Here is a 17,526-nt window from a genome sequence, read left to right as displayed (position 1 = left end):
TTGCGTCGTTCCGGGGCGTCGCGTAGCGACGAGCCCGGAACCTCGAGATTCCGGGTTCGCGCTGTCGCGCGCCCCGGAATGACAGCAACAAATTTCAGAGACATTAGAGACTTTGCACATGGCCCTCGTCCTCACCGAAGAACAATCCATGCTCCGCGACTCAGCGCGCGGGCTGATCAGCGACAAGGCGCCGGTGTCGCACCTGCGATCTTTGCGCGACTCCAAGGATCCCGTCGGCTTCTCCAAGGAACTGTGGCACTCCTTCGCCGAGATGGGCTTTGCCGGCCTCTTGGTGCCCGAAGAGTTCGGCGGCTCCGGTCTCGGCGTCATGGAGGCCGGAATCGTGATGGAGGAGATCGGCCGCACCCTGATGCCGTCGCCCTTCCTCGCCACCAGCGTGGTCGCGGCCTCCGCACTGAACCGCGGCGGCAACGCTGCGCAGAAGTCGGAAGCCTTGCCGAAGATTGCGAACGGCTCGCTGCTCGCGACGCTCGCGATCGACGAGGGCGCCAAGCACCGCCCGCTCCAGACCAACCTGCAGGCCGTGCGCGCCGGGAACGGCTTCAAGCTTTCCGGCGCCAAGGCGCTGGTGGTTGACGGCCACGTCGCCGACTTGCTCATCGTCGCCGCGCGCACCGCCGGCTCCGCCGGCGAGCGCGACGGCCTGACGCTGTTTCTGGTCAACCCCAAGGCCAGGGGCGTCGCCATCGAGCGCACCATCATGGTCGATTCGCACAACGCGGCGCGAATCGAATTCGCCAATGTCGAGGTCAATGCCGACAGCGTGCTCGGCGAGGTCGATCAGGGCGCGAGCCTGCTCGACGGCGTGCTCGATATCGGCCGCGGCGCGGTCGCAGCCGAAATGGTCGGTCTCAGCGACGAAGTGTTTGGCCGCACCGTCGAGTATTTGAAGAACAGAAAGCAGTTCGGCAAGCTGATCGGCGAATTCCAGGCGCTGCAGCACCGCGCCGCCGAGCTCTATATCGACATCGAGATCACCCGCGCTGCCACGATGAAGGCGCTCCAGGCGCTGGACGCCGACGTCGCCAAGGCTGCATCGAGCGTCGCCGTGGCCAAGGCCCGCGCCGGCACCACCGCCACACGCGCCGTGCAGGAGGGCGTGCAGATGCATGGCGGCATGGGCATGACCGACCAGTTCGACATCGGCTTCTTCATGAAGCGTGCGCGGGTGTGCGAGGAGCTGTTCGGCGATGCCAACTACCACACCGAGCAGCTGGCGCGGGCGCGGGGGTATTGAGGCGCGGTTGGGGCGCGAGGCGCGCCACACCCTCGGTGTCGTCGCCCAGCTCGACCGGGCGACCCAGTACGCCGCGGCCTCTCCGCATACGTTTGACGTCTCTGGAATACTGGATCGCCCGGTCAAAGCCGGGCGATGACAGTTGAGAGTGTGGAGAGCGCTTGTCCCAATCTCGTCATTGCCAGCGCAGCGAAGCAATCCAGAATCTTTCCGCGGAGACAGTCTGGATCGCTTCGTCGCTGCGCTCCTCGCAATGACGGTGTGAGACCGCCTTACCGCATCGGCGGCGCATACTGCACGCCACCCGCGTTCCAGAGCTGGTTCATGCCGCGCGGGATCTTCAGCTTCGACTTCTCGCCGATGTTGCGCTCGTACATCTCGCCGTAATTGCCGACGTGGCGGATGATGCGGACCACCCAGTCCTTGGTGAGGCCGAGCTGCTCGCCGTAATTGCCTTCGGTGCCGACGAGGCGCATCACTTCCGGCTTCTTCGATTTCAGGGCTTCGTCGATGTTCTCCGAGGACACGCCGAGCTCCTCGGCGTTGATCATGGCGTAGAGCGTCCACTTCACGATCATCATCCAGTCGTCGTCGCGCTGGCGTACGACGGGGGCGAGCGGCTCCTTGGAGATCATGTCCGGCAGAATCATGTGGTCGCCCGGCTTGGAGAGGTTCAGCCGGAGCGCATAGAGCTGGGAGACGTCGGCGGAGAGCGTGTCGCACTTGCCGGTGTCGTAGGCCTTCACCACGTCGTCGAGCTTGTCGAACTTCACCTCGTCATACTTCATGTTGTTGGCACGGAAGTAATCGGCGACGTTGAGCGCGGTGGTGGTACCGGCCTGCACGCAGACCTTGCTGCCGGTCAGGTCCAGCGCGGTCTCCTTGTTGCGCGCGCGCGGCAGCATGAAGCCTGCGCCATCGTAATAGGCGACGGCCGGGAAATAGAGGTCGTAGTCGAGCTCGCGCGCCATGCTCCAGGTCGAGTTGCGCGAGAGGATGTCCACTTTCCGGCTCTGCAATTCCTTGAAGCGCTCGCTGGCATCGAGCGGCACGAACTTGGCCTTGCTTGGATCGTTGAAGATGGCAGCCGCCACGGCGCGGCAGAAATCGACGTCGAAGCCGGTCCAGTTGCCCTTGTCGTCGGGGATCGAGAAGCCCGGCAGGCCCTTGTTGACGCCGCACAGCACCTCGCCGCGGCGCACCGTGCGCTTCAGGGTGCGGGTGTCGTAGAACTCATAGGCGATGGCCAGAACGGCGACCAGCACGGCGACCGCGAGCCCGATCAGCAGGCCGCCTCGAAATGTGCGCATCATGTTGCTCTCTCGAAAAATCGGGAAAAGGAATCTTGAGGAGGGCGCAGAGCATGATCCGGACGGATCATGCGCGAGCGATAGGATTACAGCTCAGGCTTCTGCCGGATGATCACCTTGGTGCCAACCGGAACGCGATCGTAGAGATCGGCGACGTCGTTGTTGACGAGACGGAAGCAGCCCGACGACACCTTGGTACCGATCGTGTCGGGGCGATTGGTGCCGTGGATGCGGTAGACGGTGGTGCCGAGATACATGGCGCGGGCGCCGAGCGGGTTGCCGGGGCCGCCGGCCATGAAGCGCGGCAGATAGGGCTGGCGCTGGATCATCTCCGGCGGCGGCGTCCAGTCCGGCCATTCCTTCTTGTTCGTGATGGTCACCAGCCCCTGCCACTGGAAGCCATCGCGGCCGACGCCGATGCCGTAGCGGATCGCGCGCCCGCCCGGCTGCACCAGATAGAGGTGCCGTTCGGCGGTCGAGACGATGATGGTGCCCGGCGCCTCGGTGGTGCGGAAATAGACCACCTGCTTCTGCCATTCCGGATCGAGCTGGTAGCTGTCATCGGCGATCAGGCCCGGCTCGTCGCCACGGTCGGGCTGCTGGGCGAAGGCCTGCGGTGCGGACAGGATCAGTCCCATCGCGGCCAAGAACGTCCCGGTCAGGCGACGAAAATCGGTCATGTGAAGCTCTCCCCGCTGCCACAGCGCAAATCATTCGGAACCATCAAATCTCAGGGCCAAGTTCATGGCAAGTCGATGGCGCGCCCGGCTGGTATGTCACGAGAATGCCTATGGTTTTTTGACGCGCCCGGAGCAATGCCACGAACAGGGGATGGCGCGAAAAGCTTAGATTGTGGCCGCTTGGGAGGTGAGCTCCCTCTCCCGCAGCTAAATCTTATTGCTCTCCGCCGCGATCCCGAGCCGCCGCACGATCTCGGTCCCGACCGCGCGGGCCTCGACCCGCGAGCCGATGCGGGGGCTGCGAAACCGTCGCCCGGAGTGCAGGCGGATCGTGACGATGCAGTGCTCGTCCTCCGACCGGCCGCGGCGCTCGACACTGATCGTCTTCACGTCGGGCCCCTCGATGTGGTCAACGCGCGGCGTGCCGTCGCCCCATAGGCGCTCGACGCGGATATCGCTCTCGCGGATGATCCAGAACGCGCCGGTCGCGAGGTTGGCATAGCGATGGACGGCGAAGGCTGCGAGCGCGCCGAGCGGCAGCAGCAGGATGTCGACATGGCTGGGCGGCCATCCGCGCCAGAGCTTGTAGGCGTAGGGCACGGCGGACAATGCGACGGCGATCAGTGCGACGATGCGGATGTCCCGCGCGGAGAATGCCTCGAGCGGCTCGCCGAGATGCATCTCGGGATTGCTGGCATCGAGCGGATTGCGAGGTGCCTCGACATTGGGGACGTCGAACTGCGTGGCGATCCGCGCCACGGTGTCGTGTACATGCGTGACGTCGGAGATCGGCGGGGAGGTCAGGCGCTCGCCGGACGCGAGCGTGAAGACGAGCTGAAAGCGGGCTTTCACCCGCTTGCTGCCCGGAACCTGCAACCCCGTGATGTCTCCCTTCCCGACGACCCGCGTCTTGAGCTTTCCGAACGGACGCTGCTGCCCGATCAAGATCTCGTTCGGCGTGATGATCCACACCACCGCAGGCGCCATCATGATGCCGACGACGAACCCTGTTCCCACGAGCAGCGCGACCACCGAGATGATCACCTCCAGCAAATCGTGCGTGAACAGGCCCGGCGTGAAGCACAGCGCGACGGCGGCGGCCGAGCCGGCCATGACCAGCCGCTGCGCGATCGAGGAGCCTTCACGAAGGCGGATGTCGGTGCTGGTGGTCGGGTCGTCCATTGCGGGCGGCTGATTCCGTCGCCCGCGAAACTCCATGGACCGGTCCTTCGAGTCAAGCTGCAACCGAATGCCGCGGATGCAGCATCAGCTGTTGGCGTTCAGCAGCCCGGCAACAGTGCGGTCGATCTGGTCGTAGGCGCCTTCGCCCTCGTGCTGGAACACGATCTTGCCGCTCTGGTCGATGATGTATTGCGCCGGCCAATACTGGTTGCGATAGGCGTTCCAGGTTTTGGAGTCATTGTCCTGCGCCACCGGATAGGTGATGCCGTGGCGCTTCAGCGCGGCCTGGACGTTGGAGGCCGAGCGCTCGAACGGGAATTCCGGCGTGTGCACGCCGACCACGACGAGGCCCTTGTCCTTGTACTTGGCATAGAGCTCGGTGACGTGCGGCAGGGTGTTGACGCAGTTGACGCAGCCATAGGTCCAGAAGTCGACCAGCACGACCTTGCCGCGCAGGTCGGCGATGCTGAGCGGTTTCGAGTTGAACCAGGTGTTGATGCCGGTGAAGTCGGGTGCGGCCTGTCGGCTCGCGGCCGCGACCTGGATCGGCGCTGCTGCGGCGGCGACCACAGGCGTTGCGCGCACGGCCTCGTCGCAGATGCCGGGAATGATGGCGCCGGTGACGGCCATGCCGACCAGGGCGGCGGAAACGGCGAGCAGCTTGACAGTCATGGACGTGTTCTCCGTTGAGATGCGAGGGATCACAGGCCGATCTGGCCAGTGGGATAGAAGCCGGTGAGCCAGGCCACGATCAGCGTGTCGTATTGGAAATAGGCGGCGACCGCGAAAGCGATCACGATGACGCCAAAACCCTGCTGCAGCCGCGGTGAGATCCGCGCGAGGCTGCGCACCCGCGTCGTCGCGGCCTGCCCGCCATAGGCTATTCCCAGCATCGGGACCCCAGCGCCAATCGCGTAGGCCACCAGCAGTGTGCCGGCCCAGGCCAGGTTCTTCGAGGTCGCAACCAGCGTCAGGATCGAGCCGAGCACGGGCCCTGCGCAGGGCGTCCAGACCAGGCCCAGCGTGGTGCCGAGCACGAGCCCGCCGATCGCACCCTCGCGCTGCACGCCGCTCGCCGCGCCAAGGTCGAGCCAGCCATTCAGCCGGATCGACAGCCATTCGAACGGCGCTGGCCACAGCATCAGCAGGCCGAACCCGAGCAGGAGAATCGCGGCAGCCTCGCGCAGCACGTTCGGATCGAAATCCAATGCCCGCGTGAACGCGCCGAGCAGCAGCGCGACGGCCGAGAACGAGATGACGAAGCCGAGCGCGATCATCGCTGGCCGCAGATGCCCCGCGCGCCCGATCGAGGCGCCAAGCAGGATCGGCAGCATCGGCAAGGTGCACGGCGCGGCGATGGTGAGGATGCCGGCGAGAACAGCAAACAGGAGTTCGAGCATGGAGCCCTCGTGATGGAGATCACGAGGGCAGTTCGGATTGGATGCGGCGGTCGTTACGCCGTGTCACGCAGTCGTGACGGGCGACCGCCACGACGACGATGCGGTCAGAACTGCCTTCAAATCCCAAATAAAAACGACCCGGACGGGGGCATCGTCCGGGTCGCTGGAGGTCCTTGGGAGGTTTAACGAGAACCGTATGTGAGCTTTATAGGAGGCGAGTTTTTCCGCCTGATGTTGTGCTTCGTTTCAATTGTTTCGTCGGCGGTAACACTTCCGTGTCCGGGGAAAGGGCCTGAAGTTCGGTCCTATCCCCTTCAAAATACTTAAGCTTATGCAGCGAAACGGTCGACGCCAGCGACCTTAAGCAAATCGGCCAGCTGCTTGCGGGCGTAGAACATGCGGGTCTTCACCGTGCTCTGGGGGATGCCGATGATCCGCCCGACCTCCTCCACCGACTTCTCGTGATAGTAGACGAGGTTGATGATCTCGCGATGCGCGGGCGACAACTTTGCGACGCAGGCGCGCAGGATGGCGCTGGTGTCGCTGCGGTCGAGCGAGGTCTCCGGCGTGTCGGTGTCGTCAGGGATCTGGCGCACGTCCTCCTGGTCGATGTCCTCGAAGCGGCGCTGGCGCATCGCGGTCAGCGCCTTGAAGCGGGCGATCGAGAGCAGCCAGGTCGACACCTGCGAGCGGCCCTGGAATTGCCGGGCGGTCCGCCACACGTCCAAAAACACCTGGCTGACGAGGTCTTCCGCCGTGGTGGCATCGCGCACGATGCGCAGGATGAAGCGGTAGACCCGCACATTGTGTCGGCAATAAAGGATGTGCATGGACGTCCGGTTGCCGTCGGCAATGCTCTCCAGAAGCATGTCGTCCGAGGTCGCTTGAGCAGCAATGATGCTCTGGCTGGCCTGGGCGTTGATGGCGATGACGTTCGGCATTGACTTAGCTCCCCGGTGCGCCGCAACCGAGCGGCGTTTCCTTGGACCAAAGTGTTAATCAGCCAACGTTTCGGGACGTCTGCACGAAAAGCGGAAAATGGTTTCGTGCGCCGCCGAATTGTTTCGTCGAAAGGGACGCGACGAAACATTCGAGGCAAAAAGTCGTGGAATTTCAATGTACGGAAACTACGGGCTGCGCGATTTGGCGGGGCAGGAACGAATTTCGGGCTCTTGCGTTCGCTTGCGCCGCACCCAATGCCGTCGTCTCGGGGCGACACGCGCAGCCAGGACGGCGATCTCGTAGGGCGGGCGAAGGCGCGAGGCGCCATGCCCACGATCTTTTCGCAAGTGTGGAGAGAACGGTGGGCACGCTTCGCTTTGCCCACCTACGGCACCTGGCGCGCCGTTAGCGCCTACGGCTTCTCGCCCGCCGGCGAGAACAGATAACCGCCGCCGCGGATGGTGCGGATCACGGCGGGCTTGGTCGGGTCGGGCTCGATCTTGCGGCGGATACGCATGATGCGCAGATCAACGGCGCGGTCGAAGGCTTCGGCGTCGCGCGCATTGGCGAGCTCGAGCAGGCGCTCGCGCGACAGCACGCGCTTCGGATTGGCCGCGAACACCTTGAGCAGTCCGAACTCGGATGCGGTCAGTGGATGCTCGTTGCCCTCGTCGTCGCGCAAGGCCTGGGCTTCGAGATCGAGCCATTTGGTGCCGAAGCGCACCAGCTGGTCCTTGTCGGATTTCGCCGCCGCCGTCTCCGCTGCTGCGGCCTTCACCGGCGTGCTCCGCCGCAGCACCGAGCGGATGCGTGCCATCAGCTCGCGCAGCTCGCAGGGCTTGGCGACGTAGTCGTCGGCGCCGAGCTCGAGACCGACGACGCGATCGATCGGGCTCGCGGTCGCGGTGAGCATGATGACGGGCACGTTGATGCGGCTCTTGAGGTCGCGGATGATCGAGAGCCCGTCTTCCTCGGGCATGTTGAGGTCGAGCACGACGAGATCGGGCATGCTGCCCTGGATCGCGGCGCGGAGCGACTTGCCGCCGTCGCACAGCGTCACGGTGAAGCCGTGCATCTTGAGGTAATCGCCGACCATCTCCCGGGCCGGGGCCTCGTCGTCGACGATCATGATGTGCTGGCTTTGGGTCATGTCACTTCAGAAGCTAGGATCTTGGATCTCGGCACTCAAATCACGGCACCTCGGTCGCGGGCAGGGTGATGGTGAAGGTCGAGCCCTTGCCGGGGCCTTCGCTCGCGGCCGTCACCTCGCCCCCATGCATGTCGATAATACGCTTGACGATGGAAAGCCCAAGCCCCGTCGAGCTCTCCCCCGCGGTCGGCTTGGCGGACAGCCGCTGGAACCGGCCGAACAGACGGCCGAGATCTTCCGGCGACAGGCCCGCGCCTTCGTCGCTGACCCGGATGATGGTGTCGTTGCCCTCATGTGTCACGGCGACGCCGATCTTGCCGCCGATCGGCGAGTATTTGATCGCGTTGCTGATGAGGTTGTCGATCGCCTCGCGGATGCGGTCGATGTCGCACATGGTGACGATGTTGGGCGGCGCGGTGACGTGGATCGTCTGCTGCTTGTTGACCGCGAGCGGCTGGTTGGCGTCGGCGACCTCCTTCGCCAGCGCCGCGACGTCGACCGGCTCGCGGCGGATGGTGATGTCGAAGGCATCGGCCATTGCGTCCGAGATCAGATGGTCGACCATCGTGGTCAGGCGCTTGGTCGCATCGCGGATGTGGTCGACCTGGGAGACGACGCCGCTGGCCGAGGCGCCGGTCGAGATCAGCTCCTTCAGCATCTCGGTACGGCCGAGGATGACGCCGAGCGGATTCTTCAGATCGTGCGCGACGGTGCCCAGAATCTCGTTCTTGAAGCCGTTGGCGCGCTGCAGCCTCAGCCATTGCGCCGAGAGGCGGCGATTGGCCTGCATCAGGGCGCGGGTGCGCTGGGCGACGCGGTCCTCCAGCTGCGTGTTGGCATCCTGGAGCTGCTGATAGAGGATCACGTTGTCGAAGGCGATCGAGAGCCGGCTGGAGAAGATCTCGACCAGCGAGCGGTCGGTCTCGGACAATTCGCGCTCGGCCTGGAGCAGCACCACCACCTCGCGGCCACTTCCGGTGCGCAAGTAGATCACGCTGCGATGGTCGGCGAATTCGTTCTTGCGGCGCTGGAATGCGGCTTCCACCAGCTCGCGCAGGTCAGGATCGAGCGCCCGCGAAGAGGTCGTGCCGATGAAGCGGCTGTAGCAGCCGCTGCCCGCAAGCACGGAGAGCTCGGGATCGACGCCGCCATTGTCGCGCAGCACCAGGATGCCGGCACAGTCGACATTGAGCAGCGAGGCGAGCTGGGTGAGCACGCCCTCGGCGAGCCGCTGCATCGACTTGAAATCGTACAGCGTGGAAGCCGCGTCGATGATGATCTCGAGCCCGCGCCGCGTCTGCACCATGCGTTCGAGCTGCTGGTAGGAGCGCAGCGCCGCGGTCAGCGAGGTGAACAGCTTGTCGGCGGTGAGCTCGGTCTTGGCCTTGTAGTCGTTGATGTCGTACTGCACGATCACGCGCCGCTCCGGCGCCTGGCCGGGCTGGCCGGTGCGCAGGATGATGCGCACGGTCTCGTTCTTGAGCTCGTTGCGGATGAACTCGACCAGCTCGAGGCCGGCGACGTCGGTCTCCATGATGACGTCGAGCAGCACCGCGGCGATGTCGCGGTGCTCGGCCATCAGCTTGCGGCCTTCGGCCGCGGAGTGCGCCGAGAGGATCTCCAGGCTCTGGCCGTTCAGGCTGTAGTCGGACAGCGCGAAGCGGGTGCCGTCATGTACGGCCGGATCGTCGTCGATGACAGCGATCTTCCATTTCCGTGCGTTCTGGTCCTCCGGCGCGGTACCGGTGTCGTCGATCAGGTGGAGGACATCGTCCTGTTCGGCCATTGAGAAGTCCCGTCAGTCTCTGTGCTTCGCGCGCCGCCCTTGGCGACTCGCGGCATGATAATCCGAAAAGTTGTGCCTTGTCCCAGCTTGGATTCCAGCATCATGCGTCCGCCAAGCTGCTGGGTCACCAGGTTATAGACGATATGAAGGCCGAGTCCCGTGCCACCTTCGTTGCGCCGGGTGGTAAAGAATGGGTCAAAGGCCTGGCGCTGCACGTCGGGGGTCATGCCGGCCCCGTCATCGGTGAAGATGATCTCGATGTCGTCGGTCCCGCGCGGCCGCGCCGAGATCGTGATGGTGCCGGCGCGCCCGTCGGCGAAGGCATGGTTGGCCGCGTTGAGGAAGAGATTGGTCAGGATCTGGCCGTAGGAGCCGGGATAGCCGTCGAGCAGCAGCCCCTCGGGCACGTCGACCTGGAGCGTGATCGGCGAGCGCTTCAGCACCGGGCGGAGGCTCGCGATGATCTGGTCGGTGGCTTCGCTGAGTGAGAACTGCCGCCGCTCGGCATGGGAGCGGTCGACCGCGACCTGCTTGAACGACTGGATCAGCTCGCCGGCGCGGGTGAGATTGGCAACCAGCTGCTGCGAGGCATCGCGCGAGGATTGCACGAACTCGTCGAGCTGCGAGCGGCGCAGGCCGCCCTCGCCCTTGAGCTGGGCCTCGAAGATCTCGGTGCGCCGGGCAAAGCTCGAGGCCACCGTCAGGCTGATGCCGATCGGGTTGTTGACCTCGTGCGCGACGCCGGCGACGAGGCCGCCGAGCGCTGCGAGCCGCTCGGCGTCGATCAGGTTCTGCTGCGCGGCGTTGAGCTCGAGCAGCGCGCTCTCGGCCTTCTCCTTGGAGGCGCGCAGCTCGTCCTCGGTCTCGCGCTTCGCGATCGCGTTCTCGCGGAACACCTCCACCGCGCGCGCCATGGCGCCGACTTCGTCGCGCGCCTTGGTGCCTTGCACCTCGCGGTCGAGGTCGCCGAGCGTGATGGCGCGCATCGCCGCCATGATCTGCTGGAGCGGCAGGCGGATCGACAGCGCGATCAAGACGCCCGCGGTGAGGATGATGCCGAGGAAGATCACCGCGATCGAGAGCACGCGGCGGGAGATGTCGGCCAGCGTGCGGTCGAAGGTCTCCTGCGCCTTCTGCTCGCGCTGGCGCATCTTGGTCGAGAGATCGTCGATGGCGCCGATCGCCTCGGCCTGGCTGGCGTCGATGGTGTTGCGGAGCAGCTCGGTGCGGCTCGCGAGCTGCTCGGACAGCTTTGCGAAGCCCTCGCGCAGCGCCGTGGTGCGGGTCGCGAGCTTTCGCAGTGCCATCTTCTGGAGGTCGTTGTCGGCGAGATCGAGCATGACCGGAATGGTCTTCTCGATCGTCTCGGTGTTGTGGCGCGCATCGTCGGCGGCGCCTGACGACTGCGACAGATAGTAGGAATTGGCCGCGACCAGCATCGCGGTGAAGGCCTCGCGGGACTTGCCGAGCGAGGGCCAGATCAGCGCGTCGCGATGGCCGGTGGCGCCTTCGATGATGGAATAGAGGCCGGCCATGTCCCTCGCCGGGCCCTGCACCTGCTCCTCATAGGTCTTGGCGATGGTGGCCTGCACGCTGCGCAGCTCGCCGAAGCCGTTGAGGAAGCGGTCGGTGGTGCGCTCGAGCTCCTCGACCGAGCCGGACAGCATCGGGTCCTTGGCGGCCCGGCTGGTCAGCGTGCCGAGCACCGCCTCGCGCAGCAGCAGGATCTCGGCGAACAGGTCCGGGCTCGGCTGGTTGATGTAGCGGTGGATCAGGTTCTGCAGCCGACCGGTCTCGCTCTCGAGCAGCGCCAGGATACGGTCGGACTCGCGCACCTGGCGGACGTCGCCCCAGGCCGAGCCCAGCACCTGCGCGCCGTTCCAGATCATCCCGACCAGCACCACCACCACGGCCGAGTTCAGGGCCGCGATCGACAGAATGCGCCAGCGGATCGGCACGGCCCGGAGCAGGCCGACGAGACGTACGCGCACCTGCCCGATCGGGCCGGGCGCCCGGTCTGGATGATCGCGATGTCCAAGCGCAGCCAACGCGGCTCACTCCACCTTGCGAATGCGTTCGATCAGCGCGGCCGCGGCGGGATCGCGCGCAATCTTGGCGTAGATCGGTGCCATCGCCTCCTCGAACGGCTTGCGGTCGATGTCGCTGACGACGGTGATGCCGGCGGCTTCCGCCTTGCGCTGCGACTGTTCCTCGAGGTAGCGCCACTTCTGGCGCATGAACCGGCTCGAGCGAAGCGCTGCCTCGCGGAAGATGTTCTGATCGTCCACCGAGAGGCTCTGCCAGGCCTTGAGCGAGATCACCAGCACCTCCGGGCTCATCGTGTGCTCGGTCAACGTGTAATGGCCCGCATATTTGTAGTGATCCGTGGTCACGAAGGATGGCCAGTTGTTTTCCGCGCCGTCGATCAGATGAGTCGCAAGCCCGGTGAGCACCTGCCCGTAAGGGAGCTCGACCGGCACGGCGCCGAGCGAGCGGATCATCTCGCTCATCAACTCCGATTGCTGCACCCGGATCCGCAGGCCCTTGATATCCGCGATGCTCTTCACCGGACGGACGCCGTTATAGATCGACCGCGCTCCGGAATCGTAGAAGGCGAGCCCGACGAACCCGTACGGCTCGAAGCTGCCGAGGATCTCGTTGCCAACAGGCCCGTCCAGCACCTTCTGCATGTGCTCGATGGACCGAAACAGGAACGGCATCGCGAGCACGTTCATGGCCGGAGCGAAATTGCCGATCAGCGCCACATTGGTCCGGTTGAGGTCGATCGCGCCGGCCCGGGTTTGCTCGATGGTCTCCTTTTCCTCTCCGAGCTGGCGAGAGTGGAATACCTTGATCTCGTGCCGGCCGCCGGTGCGTTCGCTGATCAGGTCGCCCATGTAGCGCAGCGCCTGGACGGTCGGATAGTCCTCGGTCTGGGTGTCGGCGGCGCGAAATTCGCGCGCCGCGGCGCCCGTCGCACCGATGGCGAGCAGAAGCGCGACGAAGATCACCCCGGCCCGCGAGAGTTCGGCACGGTTCAGCACTGGCACACTCAACCCCTCAGAGATGGAGTCTATGGCGGGACCAAAAGGTTCAATGCAATCTAAAGCGTTTTCGAGCGAAGTGGATACCGGTTCGCGTAAAGAAAACGCGTAAGACTGGGAATCCGGAGCCCGATCTGAGCGGGGCTCCAGCAGATGGTTAAGGGAAGGCCATCCCGGTTCGGCCCCGCCTGGTGATTGTGCGGCGCGAGCGGACCTCATTCCCAGTTGAAACCGCAAATGCCGCGCCGTAAGCAGGGGCGGCCGCTTCGGTCGTGCGACACGGGAAGAGCCATCGTGATGTCAGCATTGCGCCTTGCGCAGGTCCTCGCCGCCTTTGCCGCTCTCGCGCTGGCCGCCCCGGCGCATGCCGCCACCGAGATCGCGCTGTGGCACGCCATGTCCGGCGAACTCGGCCGGCAGCTAGAAAAGCTCGCCTCCGACTTTAACGCCTCGCAGCCGGATTACCGCATCGTCCCGACCTACAAGGGCAACTACACCGAGACGGTGACGGCGGCGATCTTCGCTTTCCGCTCGCGCAGCCAGCCCGCGATCGTCCAGGTCAACGAGGTCGCCACCGCCACCATGACCGCGGCCAAGGGCGCGATCTATCCGGTGTACAGCCTGATGCGGGACCAGGGTGAGCCGTTCTCGCTGAACGATTACCTGCCCGCGGTCTCCGGCTACTACACCGACGCGAGCGGCAACCTGCTGTCCTTCCCGTTCAATTCCTCGACGCCGATCCTCTATTACAACAAGACCATGTTCCGCGATGCCGGCCTCGATCCGGAGACGCCGCCAAGAACCTGGCCCGAGCTCGGTGCCGCCGCAAGGCGCCTGCGCGAGCGCGGCGCGGTGTGCGGTTTCACCACGTCCTGGCCGTCCTGGATCCATGTCGAGAATTTTTCCGCCTTCCACAATCTGCCGCTGGCGACCCGCACCAACGGCTTTGCCGGCCTCGATGCCGAGTTGACCATCAACAATCCCGTCGTCGTCAAGCACGTCGCTCAGCTCGCCGAATGGCAGCAGACCAAGGCGTTCGACTACAGCGGCCGCGGGCAGGTGGCCGAGCCGCGCTTCCAGAAGGGCGAGTGCGGCATCTTCATCGGCTCCTCGGCGACGCGCGCCGACATCAAGGCGAATTCGAAATTCGAGATCGGCTACGGCATGATGCCGTACTGGCCCGATGTGAAGGACGCGCCGCAGAATTCGATCATCGGCGGCGCCACGCTGTGGGTGCTGCGCGACCGGCCGCGCGATGAATACAAGGCCGTGGCGCGGTTCTTCGCCTATCTGTCGCAGCCCGGCGTGCAGGCTGCCTGGCACCAGAACACCGGCTATCTGCCGATCACCCGCGCCGCCTACGAGCTGACGCGCGCGCAGGGCTTTTACGAGCGCAATCCGGGCTCGGCGATCTCGTTCGAGGAGATCACGCTGCATCCGCCGACTGAGAATTCGAAGGGCATAAGGCTCGGCTCCTTCGTGCTGATCCGCGGCGCGATCGAGGACGAGCTGGAGCAGGCTTTTGCCGGCCAGAAGAGCGCGCAATCGGCGCTCGATTCCGCGGTCGAGCGCGGCAACAAGCTGCTCCGCCAGTTCGAACGCGCCAGCCCCGAGCGGTAAAAACCGGATGGAAATCCTGGCAGTGGTTGTAGTGCGAGATCTTTCCACGCCGTCATGGCCGGGCTTGCCCCGGCCATCCACGCCTTGGCCGCAGCTTGAAGAACGTGGATGCCCGGGACAAGCCCGGGCATGACGATCTCTATGCATTAAGTGCGCTATGACACTACCCAACTTCGCTGACACTCAGTCCTTCCGCGCCTTTCGCTCCGATCCGCCGCAATGGCTGCCAATCGCCATCGACATCGCGCGCAGCCACGGCCTCGATGTGAGCGCACCGCATGTGTTCGCCACAGGCACCAATCTCGTGCTCGGGCTCGGCGAGCGCCTGATCTTGAAGATCTTCCCGCCGCTGCTGCGCGCGCAATTCGTCTCCGAGCGCGGCTCGCTGACGCAGCTCAAACGGCGTCTGCATCTGCCGATCCCCGAGATCGTCGCCGAAGGGATGCGTGACGGCTGGCCCTATCTCGTCATCACGCGCCTTGCCGGCACGCTCGGTTCGGAGGCCTGGCCGCGCCTGCCGGAACACCAGAAGGAGCACGTGCTGCGCCAGATCGGCGAGACCATCGCCGCCGTGCAGCGCGCGCCGCTTGGCCCTCTCGCGAACATCGAGCCGCGCTGGGACGCCTTCATGCGCACCCAGATGCAGGGTTGCCGTAACAGGCACGAGCGCCTCGGCCTTGCGCCGAAGTTTCTCAAAGGGCTCGACGATCTCCTCCGTGATGCCGCCGAGCTGATTCCGATGAATGCCCCGCCGGTGATCCTGATCGGCGAATATATTCCGGAGAATTTCCTGCTCGCCTGCGACGATGGCGAATGGTCGCTGGCCGGCCTGTTCGACTTCGGCGACGTGCTCGCGGGCTGGCGCGACTACGATCTGCTCGGCCCCAGCGCCTTCATGGCGGCGGGGCGGCCGGGCAGGGTGCGCAGCCTGCTCGAAGGCTTCGGCTATGCCTGGCCGGACGGCGCGCTGAAGCGCCGCCTGATGGCCTTGATGCTGCTGCACCGTGCCAGCGATCTCAACAGCCACATCTGCATCGAGGGCTGGCAGGACAAGGCGAACAATCTGATCGAGCTGCAGGAATTGATCTGGCCGAGCTGAGCGCTCCGGCCGCACCTCTCTCCGTCATTCCCGGGCGCCGCGAAGCGGCGAGCCGGGAAATCCATCGTCCCACGCGTCGCACTTTCAAATGGATTCCGGGCTCGATGCCACGCGCCGCTCGGAATAACGATCGCCTCTCGCATGGGCGTCCATCCTCGTCAGCTCAATATTTGATCAATTTCCCCGCTTTGTATGCAATGAGGAGGGCTCCCGCGGCCTGCGCGATCCAGCGAAAGTGAAGAATCATCAAATGTTTCAATCGATTGGCGCCAAGATAATACCTCGTTAAGCCTTGGCACGAACCTTGCGAATCCAGTTCCAACCAGAAACCTCTGAGTTGGAGCACCCCATGAAGCGCCGCGATTTCCTCAAATCCGTGTCTGGATTGGCCGCCGGCGCGGCGCTTCCGGCGATGCCGTTCGTGATGTCCTCGGTCAAGGCCGATGCCCGTTCGGAGACGCTGCTGATCGTCTCGGAAGGCGGCCCTAACAATCTCGACATCCACGGCGTCGGCACCAACGTGCCCGGCTATGAGGTGTCCTGGAATTGCTATGACCGCCTGATCAGCCACGAGATGAAGGCCGGTCCCGGCGGTGTGCCCTATTACGACCGCGACAAGTTCAAGGGCGAGCTCGCCGAAGACTTCAAGATCGACGACATGTCGGTCACCTTCAAGCTGAAGAAGAACGCCAAATTCCACGACGGCACGCCCGTCACGGCTAAGGATGTGAAGTGGTCGCTGGATCGCGCGGTGAGCGTCGGCGGCTTTCCGACCTTCCAGATGAGCGCGGGCTCGCTGACCAAGCCGGAGCAGTTCGTCGTCATCGACGACCATACCGTGCGCGTCGACTTCCTGAAGAAGGACAGGCTGACGATCCCCGATCTCGCGGTGATCGTGCCCTGCATCGTCAACTCCGAGCTCGTGAAGAAGAACGCCAGCGAGAAGGATCCCTGGGGACTCGAGTTCACCAAGCAGCAGACCGCCGGCTCTGGCGCCTACAAGGTGACGAAGTGGACCGCCGGCACCGAAGTCGTCATGGAGCGAAACGAGGATTGGGTGGGCGGTCCGCTGCCGAAGATCAAGCGCGTGATCTGGCGCATGGTGCCGCAGGCCGGCAACCGCCGCGCGCTGCTGGAGCGGGGCGACGCCGACATCTCCTACGAGCTGCCGTTCAAGGACTTCCAGGAGATGAAGGCGAACGGCAAGCTCAACGTGGTGTCGCTGCCGTTCTCCAACGGCATCCAGTATATCGGCATGAACGTGACCAAGCCGCCGTTCGACAATCCCAAGGTCCGTCAGGCCGTCGCCTACGCGCTGCCCTATCAGAAGATCATGGACGCGGTGCTGTTTGGCCTCGGCAATCCCATGTTCGGCGCGCCCAAGGACAAGGCGACGGAAGTCGCCTGGCCGCAGCCGCACAAATACAACACCGACATGGACAAGGCGAAGGCGCTGCTGACTGAAGCCGGCTACGCCAACGGCTTCGAGACCACGATCTCGTTCGACCTCAACTTCGCCGGTGTCAACGAGCCGCTCTGCGTGCTGGTGCAGGAGAGCCTCGCCCAGCTCGGCATCAAGGCCACCATCAACAAGGTGCCCGGCGCCAACTGGCGCACCGAATTGAACAAGAAGGAAATGCCGCTCTTCACCAACGTGTTCTCGGGCTGGCTCGATTACCCCGAGTACTTCTTCTACTGGTGCTATCACGGCAACAATTCCGTCTTCAACACCATGAGCTATAAGTCGGCGGAGATGGACAAGCTGATCGACGGCGCACGCACCGCTGCGGCAACCGGCGACACCGCGACCTACGATGCCGACGTGAAGGGTTTTGTCGATCTCGCCTACACCGACATCCCGCGCATCCCGCTGTACCAGCCCTTCGTCAACGTCGCGATGCAGAAGAACATCAGCGGCTATCAATACTGGTTCCACCGCCGCCTGGATTATCGCGCGATGGCGAAGGGGTGAGGGGCATGGGTGAGGTGAGCACCGCTCTCTCATTTCCTCTCCCCGCGTGGGAGAGGGTGGCTCGCCGCGTAGCGGCGAGACGG

At 64.7% G+C, this 17,526-nt stretch carries 14 protein-coding genes; 4 read left to right on the top strand and 10 right to left on the bottom strand.

Going from position 1 to position 17,526, the window contains the following annotated elements:
* Window positions 1–118: 118 nt before the first annotated feature.
* Window positions 119–1,258 (top strand): acyl-CoA dehydrogenase family protein, encoded by a 1,140-nt coding sequence (locus tag ACVWY3_RS28580; protein WP_456841450.1) that lies wholly within the window; start codon window positions 119–121, stop codon window positions 1,256–1,258.
* Window positions 1,259–1,530: 272 nt separating this feature from the next.
* On the opposite strand, the gene ACVWY3_RS28575 is transcribed toward ACVWY3_RS28580, so the two are convergent.
* The 10 genes from ACVWY3_RS28575 to ACVWY3_RS28530 all read right to left on the bottom strand — a co-directional run bounded on the left by ACVWY3_RS28575 (window position 1,531) and on the right by ACVWY3_RS28530 (window position 12,758).
* Complete coding sequence (locus tag ACVWY3_RS28575; RefSeq protein ID WP_456843480.1) at window positions 1,531–2,568, bottom strand: amino acid ABC transporter substrate-binding protein; 1,038 nt, start codon at window positions 2,566–2,568, stop codon at window positions 1,531–1,533.
* A gap of 86 nt (window positions 2,569–2,654) precedes the next feature.
* Window positions 2,655–3,248 carry a L,D-transpeptidase gene (locus ACVWY3_RS28570; protein WP_456841449.1) on the bottom strand — a complete coding sequence of 198 codons (594 nt, stop codon included), beginning with the start codon at window positions 3,246–3,248 and terminating at the stop codon, window positions 2,655–2,657.
* Between the two features lie 207 nt (window positions 3,249–3,455).
* Entirely contained in the window at window positions 3,456–4,430 is a 975-nt protein-coding gene (locus ACVWY3_RS28565) for a hypothetical protein (protein WP_456841448.1), read from the bottom strand.
* Window positions 4,431–4,514: 84 nt separating this feature from the next.
* Window positions 4,515–5,102, bottom strand: a complete 588-nt coding sequence (locus tag ACVWY3_RS28560) for a thioredoxin family protein (RefSeq protein WP_456841447.1) — start codon at window positions 5,100–5,102, stop codon at window positions 4,515–4,517.
* 29 nt (window positions 5,103–5,131) lie between these two features.
* The gene (locus tag ACVWY3_RS28555; protein ID WP_456841446.1) at window positions 5,132–5,830 is read right to left on the bottom strand and encodes a cytochrome c biogenesis CcdA family protein; all 699 of its coding nucleotides are present in this window, start codon (window positions 5,828–5,830) and stop codon (window positions 5,132–5,134) included.
* Between the two features lie 329 nt (window positions 5,831–6,159).
* Entirely contained in the window at window positions 6,160–6,771 is a 612-nt protein-coding gene (locus ACVWY3_RS28550; RefSeq protein ID WP_456841445.1) for a sigma-70 family RNA polymerase sigma factor, read from the bottom strand.
* A gap of 413 nt (window positions 6,772–7,184) precedes the next feature.
* Window positions 7,185–7,922 carry a response regulator gene (locus ACVWY3_RS28545; RefSeq protein ID WP_456841444.1) on the bottom strand — a complete coding sequence of 246 codons (738 nt, stop codon included), beginning with the start codon at window positions 7,920–7,922 and terminating at the stop codon, window positions 7,185–7,187.
* Between the two features lie 40 nt (window positions 7,923–7,962).
* A complete protein-coding gene (locus ACVWY3_RS28540) occupies window positions 7,963–9,708 on the bottom strand; it encodes an ATP-binding response regulator (protein ID WP_456841443.1) in 1,746 nt (581 codons plus the stop codon).
* The gene (locus ACVWY3_RS28535; protein ID WP_456841442.1) at window positions 9,678–11,756 is read right to left on the bottom strand and encodes an ATP-binding protein; all 2,079 of its coding nucleotides are present in this window, start codon (window positions 11,754–11,756) and stop codon (window positions 9,678–9,680) included. The genes ACVWY3_RS28540 and ACVWY3_RS28535 overlap by 31 nt, the downstream gene beginning before the upstream one ends.
* A gap of 6 nt (window positions 11,757–11,762) precedes the next feature.
* Complete coding sequence (locus ACVWY3_RS28530) at window positions 11,763–12,758, bottom strand: TRAP transporter substrate-binding protein (protein WP_456841441.1); 996 nt, start codon at window positions 12,756–12,758, stop codon at window positions 11,763–11,765.
* Window positions 12,759–13,049: 291 nt separating this feature from the next.
* Between ACVWY3_RS28530 and ugpB the strand changes: the two genes are divergently transcribed.
* The 3 genes from ugpB (at window position 13,050) to ACVWY3_RS28515 (ending at window position 17,443) form a co-directional block, all read left to right on the top strand.
* The gene (gene ugpB / locus ACVWY3_RS28525) at window positions 13,050–14,372 is read left to right on the top strand and encodes a sn-glycerol-3-phosphate ABC transporter substrate-binding protein UgpB (protein WP_456841440.1); all 1,323 of its coding nucleotides are present in this window, start codon (window positions 13,050–13,052) and stop codon (window positions 14,370–14,372) included.
* A gap of 157 nt (window positions 14,373–14,529) precedes the next feature.
* Window positions 14,530–15,471 carry an aminoglycoside phosphotransferase family protein gene (locus tag ACVWY3_RS28520; protein WP_456841439.1) on the top strand — a complete coding sequence of 314 codons (942 nt, stop codon included), beginning with the start codon at window positions 14,530–14,532 and terminating at the stop codon, window positions 15,469–15,471.
* A gap of 349 nt (window positions 15,472–15,820) precedes the next feature.
* Window positions 15,821–17,443, top strand: a complete 1,623-nt coding sequence (locus ACVWY3_RS28515; protein ID WP_456841438.1) for an ABC transporter substrate-binding protein — start codon at window positions 15,821–15,823, stop codon at window positions 17,441–17,443.
* Window positions 17,444–17,526 lie beyond the last annotated feature (83 nt).

This window comes from Bradyrhizobium sp. USDA 4486, assembly GCF_054057995.1.
The sequence above is the reverse complement of the archived record's forward strand: the minus strand, read 5'-3'. Positions and strand labels throughout refer to the sequence as shown.